The following is a 14,262-nucleotide window of genomic DNA, read 5'->3' as shown; positions in this document are numbered from 1 at the left end:
CCGGAGGACAAGCACATGGAAGCAAAATTTTCGAATCGAGTAAAAGAGGTTATATCCCTAAGCCGCGAAGAGGCACTGCGCTTGGGGCATGACTATATAGGTACGGAACACCTGCTGTTGGGTTTGATTCGTGAAGGCGAAGGGCTCGCCGTCAACATATTGAAAAAACTGGGTGTTCCGTTGGATGAGCTGCGTGCCACGATTGAACGGGCTACCCGCGGCACTGCAGTCAATAATGTGAAAAACATTGCCAACATACCCTTTACCCGTGCTTCAGAGAAGGTACTCAAAATCACTTACCTCGAAGCCAAAATTTTTAAAACCAACATCATAGGCACCGAACACTTGCTGTTGTCTATCTTGCGTGATGAAGATACTCTGGCAACTCAGGTGCTGCATCAATTCAATGTAACCTACGATGTAGTAAGAGAAATGCTCGAATATCAAAACCAACCCAAAGCTTCTTTGGAGTCGGATGACCCAGACGAAGAAAGTCGCATGTTTAGTAGTGGGCGCGAGTCCAAAGGAGGGGAAAAATCAAAAACCCCTGTATTGGACAACTTTGGGCGCGACCTCACCAAAATGGCAGAGCAGGGCAAGCTTGACCCTATCATTGGGCGTGAAAAAGAAATAGAGCGCGTGGCGCAAATACTCAGCCGTCGCAAAAAGAATAACCCGCTGTTGATTGGTGAACCGGGGGTAGGTAAAACCGCCATCGCCGAAGGTTTGGCACTGCGCATTGTGCAGCGCAAAGTGTCGCGCGTGCTTTTCGACAAACGCATCGTAACGCTGGACCTGGCATCCTTAGTGGCAGGAACCAAGTATCGCGGGCAGTTCGAAGAGCGCATGAAAGCCGTCATGAACGAGCTGGAGAAATCGCCCGATGTGATTCTCTTCATCGACGAGCTGCACACCATCGTAGGGGCGGGTGGTGCCTCAGGCTCGCTCGACGCTTCGAACATGTTCAAGCCGGCACTGGCACGTGGCGACATCCAATGCATCGGCGCTACTACTTTGGATGAGTATCGTCAGTATATCGAAAAAGACGGTGCTTTGGCACGCCGCTTTCAGGTGGTAATGGTTGACCCGCCTACACCCGAAGAAACTCTTCAGATATTGAATAATATCAAAGACCGTTACGAAGAGCATCACAATGTAATTTATACGCCGGAGGCATTGGAAGCCTGTGTGAAGCTCTCAGACCGCTATATTACTGACCGCTTCCTGCCCGACAAAGCCATTGATGTGCTCGATGAGGTGGGGGCACGGGTGCATATCTCCAATATCCATGTTCCAGAGCACATCTTGAAACTGGAAGAAGAAATAGAAAAAGTAAAAGAAGAGAAAACGCGCGTAGTCAAAAGCCAGAAATATGAAGAGGCGGCTCAACTGCGCGACAAAGAGAAAAGACTCATTCAACAACTTGAAAAAGCCAAGATTGCTTGGGAAGAAGAATCTAAGCGCAAACGCTACACCGTAACCGAGGAGCATGTAGCCGAAGTGGTCGCTATGATGACCGGTATTCCCGTAACGCGTGTGGCACAAGCCGAAAGCCAAAAGCTGCTGCACATGGCAGACGAGCTGAAAAAACGGGTCGTAGGGCAAGATGCTGCCATCGATAAGCTGGCACGTGCCATCCGTCGTACGCGGGTAGGTTTGAAAGACCCCAAACGTCCTATCGGTTCATTCATCTTCTTGGGTCCTACCGGTGTGGGTAAAACCGAAATGGCGAAGGCGCTGGCAGAGTATCTGTTTGACCGTAGCGATGCCCTCATCCGCATCGACATGAGCGAGTACATGGAGAAGTTCTCCGTGAGCCGCCTCATTGGTGCGCCCCCCGGCTATGTGGGCTATGAAGAAGGTGGGCAGCTGACCGAGCAAGTGCGTCGTAAACCCTATTCTGTTATCTTGCTCGATGAAATAGAAAAAGCCCACCCCGATGTGTTCAACATCTTGTTGCAGGTGCTCGATGATGGGGTGCTGACCGATGGTTTGGGACGTCGCGTGGACTTCAAAAACACCATCATCATCATGACCTCAAACATTGGGGTGCGTGACCTCAAAGACTTCGGCGCAGGTATTGGCTTTACCACCAAGGCAAAAGCCGAAAGTATGGACGAAATTATGAAGTCTACCATCCAAAGTGCCTTGAAAAAAGCCTTCTCACCGGAGTTCTTGAACCGTCTGGACGATGTGATTGTGTTCAACTCGCTGGAAAGAGAGCACATCCATAAGATTATCGATATTGTGTTGAAAGACGTCTTCAAGCGCATCGAAGAGTTGGGCTACCATATCGAGCTCACCGAAGCTGCCAAAGATTTCCTCAGCGAGAAGGGCTATGACCCGCAGTACGGGGCACGTCCTTTGAAACGGGCTATTCAAAAATACTTAGAAGACCCCATTGCAGAGGAAATACTCAAAGGAGAAATTGAAGAAGGCGACACCTTAGTGGCAGATTACAAAGCAGAAGGAGACGAGCTTGTGCTCTCTATCCGCAAACAAGAAAAAGCTGGTTCATAAGGTATTGACAAACAAGAACCACAGGGCTGCCTCAAAGAGGCAGCCTTATTTTTTTGTATCGTCCTTGTGTGCTGTAGGAACATGCAGCCCACACAAGACGTTTTAAAATGGTATTTTTGCAACGAACAATCACCAAAACCATCTTTAAAAATTATGGCAAGAATCGTAGTGGGCATGTCGGGGGGAGTGGACTCCAGCGTGGCTGCCTATTTGCTTACCCAACAAGGACACGAGGTTATAGGTATGTTCATGCGTAACTGGCACGACGAAAGCGTAACGCTGCATGATGAGTGCCCTTGGATAGAAGACAGTAATGATGCCCTCTTGGTTGCCGAAGCCTTGGGTATTCCTTTTCATGTGATAGACCTGAGTGCCGAGTATAAAAGGCGCATCGTGGACTACATGTTTGCCGAATATGAGCGGGGACGCACGCCCAATCCCGATGTTTTGTGTAATCGAGAGATTAAATTCGATGTTTTTCTGCAGGCGGCTATGCGCCTTGGTGCCGATTTTGTAGCTACGGGGCACTATTGCCAAAAAGACAGTATCGAAAAAGACGGCAAGACTGTTTATCGTTTGCTGGCAGGTGCTGACCCCAACAAAGACCAAAGTTATTTTTTGTGTCAGCTCAATCAGGAGCAATTGAGCAAGGCATTGTTTCCCATTGGGCATTTGCACAAAAAAGAGGTGCGTGCCATTGCTGAGCGCGAAGGCTTGGTAACTGCTAACAAAAAGGACTCGCAAGGTTTGTGTTTTGTCGGAAAAATAAAACTGCCCGAGTTCCTGCAGCAAAAACTTCAACCTAAAAAAGGCAAGGTAATAGAGATTCCGGCTGATGCCCCTGCATTTGCCTCAAACGAACAGGCAACTGCACTCGATGCCCTTTGTGCTTCTTATGTCTTTTCTGAAGAGATGGGCGAGCCGGTAGGCGAACACATAGGTGCCCATTACTTCACCGTAGGGCAACGCAAAGGCTTAGGCATTGGGGGCAAAGAAAAGCCTTTGTTTGTACTTTCTGTTGATACAGAAAAGAATATCGTATATGTAGGGCAGGGCGATGACCATCCGGGTTTGTACCGTAAAGGCTTATTTGTCCGTGCCGATGAGCTACACTGGGTGCGTGAAGACCTGCGCATGCAACCGGGTGAGTCGCGAAGCTATATGGCACGCATTCGCTATCGCCAACCCTTGATGCCGGCAGAATTACATATGCATGAAGCAGGCTTGTATGTTACATTTCATAAGCCGGTGCGTGGCATCACACCGGGGCAGTTTGTGGCTTGGTACGAAGGCAACGAGCTGCTGGGCTCTGGAGTAATCCATGCCTAAGATATGCCTGAATGACCTTGGCTTTTTAGCATACTGCCGTTTCCCATTCATTCAGGAGGGAGCGGCAGTAAATCCGTCTTTGCTTTTAGTTTTGAGAGGCACTCAACAGGTGCCAGCTGGTGTGTAGCCCTTTTCTATTTTCCGTTGCAGCTCATGAATTTCTCTCTCATTGAATTGCTTCGCGAGCTTTTTGCCTTTTGCAAAAACTTTTCCGCTTTGCAGTGGTCGCCTTATTTATTTGCTGCCAGCAAGCGCCCTACACAGCAAGCTCCTTTTGATAGCGTGAAGAATTGAATACTTTGATTATCAGTGCTACATTCACTCAGATTAAACCTAAGTGAAGGCTTTTACAAGCTTACAGCAGGCAAATACCCGTATTTCCCTGTCTTTGTGGCTAAACCATTGTATCTTTACGGATGTTTTGAATGTTGAATAAAGAAGTGGTTTTCATGGCAAAGCAAAAGAAAAAAGCCGAAGGAGAGGCGTTTGTCAATCCTATCAATCCCGACCATGTTACAGACAGACCGGGCACGCTGCCTTATGCCCATACACGGGGCGGGGTGGTCATCAAGCCCGAAGACAAAGGAAAGCTGAAAGGGCGCGCCTTGGCGGCTATGTATGACCAAACCGAGCGCCAAATGCAGCAAATCTACGAGCAGGTAGAAGTACTGTTGCGCCAAGCCAAAGCTTTGCAAGTGCGCAAACGCATATCGGAGTTGATTTATACGGCAGAGATGGGCTTTGAGCCGGTCGTGGGCAAAGAATATCATCTCTATCGCCGCAGCGCTGACCAATACGTCCTGTCGTTGGTAGCGCCCGAAGAGTGGGGCAAAAGCATCCCTTACCAAGCCTATTGCGCTACTGCACGCTTGCTTTCAGACCATACTTGGGAAATCCTGAAGGCAACGGATGATTTCGAAGAGGTGATGAAAGACATCGAAGCAGATGAAGCATAGCCGGGGGCAGTTCTATTATTTTGTGGTGTACAAGCCATACGGGGTACTTAGTCAATTCACAGCCGAGCAGGAGGGAGACCTCACCTTGGCGTCTCTGTATGACTTCCCGCCGGATGTTTACCCCGTCGGACGTTTAGACAAAGACAGCGAAGGGCTGTTGTTACTTACCAATGACAATTTTTTGAAAAGCTGCTTGCTTGCACCGCAATTCAAGGTAGAAAAGAAGTATTGGGTGCAAGTAGAAGGAGAGGTAACAGCCCAAGCCATCGAGCAATTGAGACAAGGGGTAATCATACGTTTAAAAGGGAAAAACTATAAAACACTGCCGGCGCGTGTAAGCCGCATAGAAGCACCTGATTTGCCCGAGCGGGTGCCTCCCATACGCTTTCGCAAGTCGGTGCCTACTTCGTGGTTGTCTATAGGCTTGCATGAAGGCAAAAACCGTCAAGTGCGCCGTATGACTGCCGCAGTAGGTTATCCTACGCTTCGTTTGGTGCGGGCAGCCGTCGGCAACTTGTCTTTGTCCCGCCTGCAAATAAAGGAAGCCGGCGAGCTGCGCCTGTTAAGCAGGCAGGAGATATACCGGGCGGTGAGTGTACCTTTGCCCGGCAAGCATAAAACAACAAACCAAGGTTTCCGCTCTTAGCTTTATCTCTTTCATGATAGACGTTTATATTTTGCTTAATTTTCAGAAAAACAAATTCAATCCAACATGAAGGCTATTTTTTTATCTGCCGAGAAGAAAGACATTATTTTTACCGAACGTCCCAAACCTACGCCCAAAGCCGGTGAAGCTTTGGTGAAGGTGGTGGCTGCTGCACTCAACCATCGCGACCAATGGATACGCGTGGCGCTTTATCCGGGCATGACCTATGACTGCATATTGGGCTCTGATGCCTGTGGGGTGGTGGAAGCCGTAGGGGATGCGCACCACGAAGAATGGTTGGGTAAGGAGGTGGTCATCAACCCTAATCAAAACTGGGGCGAAAATCCCGAATATCAATCAGAGCGATACACTATCCTGGGCATGCCTACCGATGGCACTCTGGCAGAATATGTGTGTGTGCCTATTGACCGTTTGCATGTCAAGCCCGCACACTTGAGCTATGAAGAAGCGGCTGCCTTGCCCTTAGCCGGCTTGACAGCCTACAGGGCAGTGCGTCGTAAAGGCGGTATTCAAAAAGGGCAGCGCGTGCTGGTAACGGGTATTGGTGGTGGAGTGGCACAATTGGCTTGTCAATTTGCGCTTGCTTTGGGCGCAGAAGTCTATGTAACTTCGAGTAGTGATGCTAAAATTCAGAAAATGAAAGAGTTGGGAGTTGCCGGAGGTGTAAACTACAAGCAGGACGGATGGCATAAAGAACTACTGAAAGAGACGGGAGGCTTCGATGTGATTATTGACAGTGCTGGAGGCGATGGTTTTAATTTATTGCTCAAAACCATGAAACCCGCAGCTACCTTAGTCTTTTATGGTGCCACTTTGGGGAGCCCTTCTAAGCTGGACATGCCCCGCATTTTCTTTGGGCAATATACCATTAAAGGGACTACCATGGGCAACGACCAAGAGTTTGAGGAGATGTTACGTTTCGTAGAAGCGCACAAGTTGCGCCCTATTATCGATTCTGTGCGCCCGCTTGCCGAAGGCATTGCTGCTTTCAATGATATGCGCGACGGAAAAATATTCGGGAAAATTGTTTTAAAGCCATAAACATATGATACAGACGCTTCAAAATTTTCGCTTCCTTTGGTTGCTTTTGCTCATTTGGAGCAATTGCTACACTGCCTCGGCACAAGTATTTTGGAAAATCACGGGAAAGAGACTCAAACAGCCCTCTTATCTGTTGGGTTCCTTGCACATATACGATGGCAGTCATCTTTTGGAGCAGCCTGCTGTTAAACAGGCTTTCGACAACAGCCGCGTGTTTGTGGGGGAATTGGAAATGAAACCCACAGCCATGTTTGAGCTTTTTGCTGAGATGCTCATGCCTGGGGACACCACCTTGCAAGACCTTTTGCCTGAAAAGGACTATCAACGCGTGGATGCTTATATGCAGAAAAAAATGGGCATGGGCATTGCTTTCTTTGGGCGTATGCGTCCCATCTTTATTTACTTTCTGCTGACTACCATAGACGAAGCCGAACTCATGGAACCACGAGGCGATTCCTCTGTTTTGAGCCTGAATGTGAACAACTTCATGGATGTGTACTTGCAAGAGAGAGCTCGTGAGGCAGGCAAAGAAGTGCGGGCACTCGAAACCGTCAGAGAGCAGATGCAAGCGCTCACTGGCAGCATGTCGCTGCAAGAGCAAGCTACCACCTTGGCAGATTACGTGAAAAGTGGTAAACGCCAAAGGAAAGATAAGCAAGATACACGTCTTTTAATTGAGGCATATAAACAACAGGACCTACGGCGCTTGGAAAAAGCCCTACGCGATAACTTTGATGAAAAACAATACCGCTTGCTCATAGTGGAGCGCAACCATCGGTGGGTACCTAAAATGGAAGTTATTATGCAAAAAGCTCCTGCTTTCTTTGTGGTGGGAGCGGGGCACTTGGTTGGTGAAGAAGGCTTGCTGGCACAGCTGAAGCGCTTGGGATACCAATTAGAACCACTGCCGCTTGTCCTGAAATAGCAAGCCAAAATGGCTTTGCTGCTTTCCTTGCGCTGTGATTATGTCTATATTTGCTCTTTCATAAAAGACGAATCATACAACCCCAAAAGCAAGATGGAAACCATAGCATACGAGAATATAGAAGCCTTGAAGAAAGAAGTAGAAGCCTTTGAAATTACCAATGAAGCTACTTTGGAGCAGTTCCGCCAGCAATATCTCAGTAAGAAGGGGGCTATTCCTGAGCTCATGAGTAAAATCAAAGACATAGCACCCGAAGAGCGTAGAAACTACGGCGCGGCAGTGAATGCACTCAAACAGTTGGCAGAAGAAAAGTGGCGTAGCCACAAAGAGCGTCTCGAACAACTGCCCGAGGCGGTAGAGCCCCCCATAGACCTTACCTTGCCCCCGCTGACCGAACCTATGGGCGGAGTCCATCCCCTCAGCATCGTGCGGCGGCAGATAGTGCAGGTGCTTGAGCGTATGGGATTCTGTCAGGCAGATGGTCCCGAAATAGAAGACGACTTCCACAACTTCACCGGACTGAACTTCCCGCCAGACCACCCCGCCCGTGAAATGCAAGATACTTTCTTCATTGAGCGTAACCCCGACATCTTGCTGCGTACGCACACCTCTTCGGTGCAAATTCGTGTGATGAAAAACAACCGCCCTCCCATGCGTATGTTCTCTGTGGGTAGGGTGTATCGCAATGAAGCCATCTCGGCTCGAGCACACTGTATTTTTCATCAAATAGAGGGCTTTTTTATAGACAAGGCAGTGAGCTTTGCAGACTTAAAGCAAACGCTCTATCATTTTGCCAAGGAGCTGTTTGGCAAAGAAACACAAATACGCCTGCGACCCTCTTACTTCCCCTTCACCGAACCAAGTGCCGAGCTGGACATCTCTTGTAACATATGCAAAGGTAAAGGGTGCAACATATGTAAATACAGCGGCTGGGTAGAAATAGGCGGTGCCGGCATGATTCACCCCAATGTGCTGGAAAACTGTGGTATAGACCCCGAAGAATATACCGGCTTTGCTTTTGGTATGGGCTTGGAACGCATCACCATGCTCAAATACCAAATAAAAGACTTACGACTGTTCACCGAAAATGACTGGCGTTTCCTTGAGCAGTTCGAAGGCTTGTTTTAAAACCCTTTTATAGAGGGAAGAAAAAGTGAAGAGACTTTTTTGCTTTTTCTTTGAAGAAGTACGTGGGGGACTATCCCCTACCCGCTGTTTTGGGCGACAGACAATGCTTTTTTGTTCCACCATAGTAATATTTTTGTGATTTTTGAGTTAAAAGAAACAAAACAAGGTATCTCATGAGAAAAATCACCACATTGCTCATGCTCTTGCTCTTGCATTGGGCATCTTGGGCGCAAATCAAGAACCAACAGCCTAAATTTGATAAGCTGTTTGACTTCCGGGCAACCCCTTACCGTTCGGCTTCCGGCTTTCCGGGACCAGAGTACTGGCAAAACCGTGCCGACTATCGCATCGAAGCAGAACTGCTCACCGACAAGCACCGTTTAGAAGGTACTGTAACCATAGACTACACCAACAACAGCCCTGATGAGCTGCCTTTCGTGTGGCTTCAACTGGACCAAAACAAATTCAAAGCAGATTCCAGAGGCACAGCAACCATGCCTGTGGATGGCGGTCGTCATGTGGGCAGTATCACCAACGGCTATGAATTGAAGTCAGTCAAAGTCAATGGAAAGGAAGCAAAATATATCGTGTCCGATACCCGCATGCGCATTGACTTAGAAGCACCCTTGAAGCCCAAAGGAGGCAAAACCACCATTACCATAGCATATGCTTTCGACATACCCGAATACGGTGCCGACCGCATGGGACGCAAGCAGTTTAAACACGGCTGGGTGTATGAAATCGCACAGTGGTATCCACGCATGTGTGTTTATGACGACATCAGCGGCTGGAATGTGAACCCTTACTTGGGAGCTGGTGAGTTTTACCTCGAGTATGGAGACTTCGATTATAAAATAACCGCCCCGACAGGCGTGGTGGTCATTGGCTCGGGCGAGCTGCAGAACCCCAAAGATGTATATTCTGCCGAAGAGCTGGCAGCTTGGGAAAAAGCCAAAAACAGCGATAAGACCGTAAGCATCATCTCTGCCAAAGAGGTAGAGAAGAAAATCAAAATGCTGGAACGTGCCCGTAGTGGAAAAGTAACGTGGCACTATGTGATGAAAAATGCTCGGGATGTGGCTTTTGGTGCCTCTCAGGCGTTTATTGTGGACGCTGCTCGCATCAACCTGCCAAGCGGCAAACAAGCACTGGCGATTTCTTGCTATCCAGAAGAAAGCATAGAAGGATGGAAACGCTCTACCGAGTATACCAAAGCCGCCATTGAGCATTACTCTAAAATGTGGTATGAATATCCTTACCCTACGGCTGTCAATGTAGCCGGCATTGTGGCAGGAATGGAATATCCCGGCGTTAGTTTCTGCAAGTGGTCCGATAAAGGCGACGAGCTGTGGGGGGTTACCGACCATGAATTTGGTCATAACTGGTTCCCCATGATTGTAGGCAATAACGAGCGTTTGTATCCTTGGATGGATGAAGGATTTAATACCTTCATCAATCACTACAGCACTTTAGCATTTAACAACGGGGAATATAAGGAGGCAGACTACCTGCAATATGCCAACCGCTACGCTGCTTATATTTTTCTTTCGCCCAACAGAGAGCCCATCGCTACCTATCCCGACATAGTACAAGACAATAACCTGGGAATTACAGCCTACTTTAAACCCGGTTATGGCTTGTTCTTGTTGCGAGAAGTGATTTTGGGACCCGAGCGCTTCGACCGCGCTTTCCGCTCTTATATCAATGCTTGGGCATTCAAGCACCCCACGCCTCTGGACTTCTTCAATACCATAGAAAATGTAGCTGGCGAAGACCTGGACTGGTTCTGGCGCGGATGGTTCTACGAAACCTGGGCTCTGGACCAAGCAGTGCGTCAAGTGAAATATGTAGAGAATGACCCTGCCAAGGGGGCTATTGTGAATATCGAAAACAAAGGCGAGCTGTTGATGCCCGTAATCATGGAGGTAAAAGAACAGAACGGCAAAGTGCATCGTTTGCAGTTCCCAGTAGAAATATGGATGAAAGGCAACAGTAAGGAACTGCGGTTGCCTACTACCTCTCGTATTACCTCCATCACACTAGACCCCGACAAGTTGATGATGGACGTGAATTATGCTAACAACGTTTGGAATCCTTAAAAGGTAGCTGCTACTTTTTTCAATTCTCTCAAAAGGCATCGAATCGTATTCGTTGCCTTTTGTTTTTCTATGGCAAGGTGTTTGCTTGTAAACCTGCTAAGTGTTTTGTTTTGTCTCTTGAGAGAGAGAGAAGCTGCACACTCGATTGATTTTTTTGTTTTTATGTTTTGAAAAAGCTATATTGTAAATAACACTTGCCTGCTGCTACCTATCTGACTTTTACGCTTTGCTTATTGAAGAAAATGAAGGGAATGACTGCAAATAGACATTTTATGAATAAGGTCGTGCCTCTCTGCCTTACTCGCTTTTTCGTCTGGCTGATGGTATTCCATCCATTTTTTCTCCAGGCACAGCATTATGCTTTTCGCAGCTACGGGGTAGAAGAAGGCTTGCCTCAGTCACAAATAGAAGATATCTTGGAAGACCGTCATGGGCGCTTGTGGATTGCTACCTTAGGCGGGATTGCCCGTTGGAATGGGTATAACTTTGAAGTATGGGATGAGCGCAAAGGCTTGGTCAATAACAATGTACATTGCTTGCTGCTCACCTCCGACGGCTATCTTTGGTGCATTACAGAGCGTGGAGTGTCTCGCTTCGACGGGCATACTTTTACTTCTTTTTCGCAAAAAGAAGGCTTCCCCGACGGCGTGGCTTTTAAAGTATGGAAAGGAAAAACGGGCAAAGACTGGTGGGCTTGGGTGCACACCGAGTATGGCGAAGTGAAGTTGGTGCACTATGAAAACGGGCGCTTTCAGGAAAAGAAGTTGCCCTTGCCCTTGCTTTCGGCTTCGGGCTACTTGCCAGACCTAATGATGGACCCTAACGGGCACATGTGGATAAGCAATGTGCACGGCTTGTTTTATCTTAAATCGAAAGCGGAGGCAGTAGATACTGTATGGCTTGCGCCCAAGCCCAAAAAAGAGGGCGTTGCTTATCCAGCCATCAAGCGGTTGCTGTGGGCAGAACCTTCCGGCATGCTGCTTTTGTCGATGGAAATAGCCGCCGACTCTTTTGCCATTTACCGTGCCTACCCCAATGGTACCATGGAGCTGTTGCCCGAAAGCCAAAAGGTAGCTACTGCCATTAGAACTTTCCGGGATAACAAAGGCAACTATTGGTGGGTATTGCGCAATGGTACCTTGTTGTGTACGCAAAAGGGAAACGTGCTGCATCGTTGGGATGCAGCCCATGGCTTGCCAGCAAGTAGTGTTGATTTTTTTTATCAAGACAGTCGCGGTGATTTCTGGATTGCTACCAACAACAAATTACTTTTTTATCAAGCCGATTCTTTTATACAATACGGGGAAGCAGAGGGGTTACAGAGTAATGAAGTATGGGCTATTGCCGAAGATAAATTCAACAATATATGGGTTGGTACGGCAGGGCGCCTTGGCTTGTATCGATACGATGAAGAAAAGGAGTATATGCGGCAGGTGGAAAGTCGGCAGGAATTACCTTTTCTGGGCAGGATTACTGCCATCGTGCCGCTGTCTGATGATACCCTTTTGTTGGGGACCTTCTATGGACTGTGGGAATACAGCATCTCCAAAAACTACTTTGCAAATGTTGGTGAAAAGTACGGTTTGGAAGGGGCAAAGCAGATAGCTCATATCCTTTATGAGCCGAGTACTGCCACCTTCTGGATAGCTACCTTAGGAGACGGGCTTTACAAAAAGACCCCTGACACCGTGCGGCACTATGATGCCCGCAGTGCCGGGTTGCCAAGCAACTTTGTCCGCTATGTTTTTAGAGACAGCCAAGAGCGCCTGTGGGTGTGTACTACCTATGGCATTTCTGTGTTGTTGCCCGGTGGGCAGTGGAAGCATTACACACGCGAAACGGTTCGCTTACCCAACGATTATGTACTGCAAGCAACTGAAGACCCTTGGGGGAACGTGTGGTTTGCCTGTTTGGGCGGGGTGCTCCGCTTCGATGGTAAGCAATTCAAGTTCTATGGGGGAGAGCAAGGTCTGAACAGTCATATTGTGTACTCTATTCTTGCCGTTGACGATAAGCTGTGGATAGGAACACAAACAGGTGCCAACTGTTGGCTCATCAACAACAGGGGCGAAATAATGAAGCGCCGCACCTTTGAAGCGGAAGAAGGCTTTGTGGCAAGGGAAAACAATGCAGCCGCCATTTATCACGACAGTCGCGGGCGCCTCTGGATGGGAACCATTCAAGGATTGCACCGCTTTGACTACCCCCAGCCTTTCCGTCAACCCAAAGCGGCATTTGTGGGCATTTCTAAAATTTACCTCTTCTTGCAACCTATAGATTGGACCTCCGAAGAATGGAAAGCATATTACGAAACCATAGACCCGGTGGTGAGGATACCCCTAAACCTCAAACTGCCGCATGACCAAAACAACTTGACTTTTGTCTTTGAAGCTTTGGATTATGCGCTTGCTCATAAGCTGGAATTCAGCTGGTGGATGGAAGGCTTGGACAAGCAGTGGGTACCGTGGAGTAAGCGGCGTGAGATTACCTATGCAGGCTTGGCACCGGGTAATTATACTTTCTGGCTCAATGTTCGTACTTCCGACGGCGATTTCCTGTTAGAAAAACCACTGCGTTATTCTTTCACTATACGCCCTCCGTTTTATAGTTCTACTTGGTTTTTTGTGCTTATAGCCTTGGTATTGGCTGCCTTGGTCTTTGTCATCATGTGGTGGCGTTCAGAGCGCATACGACTACAAAAGCAGCGCCTGGAGGTGATGATAAAAGAGGCGAAAAGGGATTTGGAAGAAAAAAACAAAGAACTGGAAGAGAAGAAAAAAGAACTCGAAGCACAGGCTCACCATCTCGAACAGCTCAATGCCACCAAAGACCGCTTCTTTTCCATCTTGGCACATGACATCAAAGGTCCCCTCAATTCTTTGACTGCCTTCCTCGACATCATGTCCAATCATCTGGACGAAATGAGCAAAGAAGATATTCAGTTTATGAGCAGTAGTCTGAACCGCTCAGTGAAAAACCTGTATCAGCTATTAGAGAATGTGCTCTCTTGGTCTCGCTCCCAAATGGGGGTTATTGAATATAACTTCGAGGAGTTTCCTTTGAAAAATGTAGTGAAAGAAAATTTGCAGCTGTTGCAAATGACAGCTGCCAACAAAGGGATAGAGTTGCTCGATGAAGTGCCTTCCGACATAGTAGTCTATGCCGACCAGCCTTCTCTTCATACGATTATTCGTAACTTGCTATCTAATGCTATCAAATTTACTGCTGAGGGAGGAAAAGTAAGTGTAGGGGCGTTTGTGGATGGTCAAAAAGCTATCGTGTACGTGCGCGATACAGGAGTGGGCATGCCTAAGGAAATACAGGAGCGTTTGTTTAAAGTAGATAAGCGAGTGAGCACCAAAGGCACTGCCAACGAAACGGGTACCGGCTTGGGGCTTATTCTTGTAAAAGAGTTTGTAGAGCGCAATGGTGGTGCAATATGGGTAGAGAGTGAAGTAGAGGTGGGTACTACTTTTTATTTTACCTTACCTTTCAGGAACAGCAGCAACGACCGCCAAGATAACTACTCCCAATCGACAGAAGGAGAACAGGCGATGCATTAGAAATCGTTATATTTGCAACTTCGAATCAAATTAA

At 47.9% G+C, this 14,262-nt stretch carries 9 protein-coding genes; all 9 read left to right on the top strand.

Annotated elements, in window-relative coordinates:
• Positions 1–15 precede the first annotated feature (15 nt).
• Positions 16–2,520 carry an ATP-dependent Clp protease ATP-binding subunit gene (locus FHS56_RS03190; protein WP_166918428.1) on the top strand — a complete coding sequence of 835 codons (2,505 nt, stop codon included), beginning with the start codon at positions 16–18 and terminating at the stop codon, positions 2,518–2,520.
• A gap of 153 nt (positions 2,521–2,673) precedes the next feature.
• A complete protein-coding gene (gene mnmA, locus FHS56_RS03185; RefSeq protein WP_166918427.1) occupies positions 2,674–3,849 on the top strand; it encodes a tRNA 2-thiouridine(34) synthase MnmA in 1,176 nt (391 codons plus the stop codon).
• 449 nt (positions 3,850–4,298) lie between these two features.
• Positions 4,299–4,805, top strand: a complete 507-nt coding sequence (locus FHS56_RS03180; protein ID WP_166918426.1) for a DUF2452 domain-containing protein — start codon at positions 4,299–4,301, stop codon at positions 4,803–4,805.
• A complete protein-coding gene (locus FHS56_RS03175) occupies positions 4,795–5,451 on the top strand; it encodes a pseudouridine synthase (RefSeq protein WP_166918425.1) in 657 nt (218 codons plus the stop codon). Before FHS56_RS03180 ends, FHS56_RS03175 begins: the two co-directional genes overlap by 11 nt.
• Before the next feature lie 66 nt (positions 5,452–5,517).
• Positions 5,518–6,513, top strand: a complete 996-nt coding sequence (locus tag FHS56_RS03170) for a quinone oxidoreductase family protein (protein WP_166918424.1) — start codon at positions 5,518–5,520, stop codon at positions 6,511–6,513.
• A 4-nt stretch (positions 6,514–6,517) separates the two neighbouring features.
• Positions 6,518–7,438, top strand: a complete 921-nt coding sequence (locus FHS56_RS03165; RefSeq protein ID WP_166918423.1) for a TraB/GumN family protein — start codon at positions 6,518–6,520, stop codon at positions 7,436–7,438.
• A 102-nt stretch (positions 7,439–7,540) separates the two neighbouring features.
• Entirely contained in the window at positions 7,541–8,566 is a 1,026-nt protein-coding gene (pheS, locus tag FHS56_RS03160) for a phenylalanine--tRNA ligase subunit alpha (protein ID WP_166918856.1), read from the top strand.
• Positions 8,567–8,739: 173 nt separating this feature from the next.
• On the top strand, positions 8,740–10,665 hold the full coding sequence (locus FHS56_RS03155; protein WP_166918422.1) for a M1 family metallopeptidase: 1,926 nt from the start codon (positions 8,740–8,742) through the stop codon (positions 10,663–10,665).
• Positions 10,666–10,937: 272 nt separating this feature from the next.
• Positions 10,938–14,228 (top strand): sensor histidine kinase, encoded by a 3,291-nt coding sequence (locus tag FHS56_RS03150; RefSeq protein ID WP_166918421.1) that lies wholly within the window; start codon positions 10,938–10,940, stop codon positions 14,226–14,228.
• Positions 14,229–14,262: the final 34 nt, after the last annotated feature.

Origin of the sequence: Thermonema lapsum, assembly GCF_011761635.1 — a bacterium.
Taxonomy (GTDB): domain Bacteria; phylum Bacteroidota; class Bacteroidia; order Cytophagales; family Thermonemataceae; genus Thermonema; species Thermonema lapsum.
The sequence above is the reverse complement of the archived record's forward strand: the minus strand, read 5'-3'. Positions and strand labels throughout refer to the sequence as shown.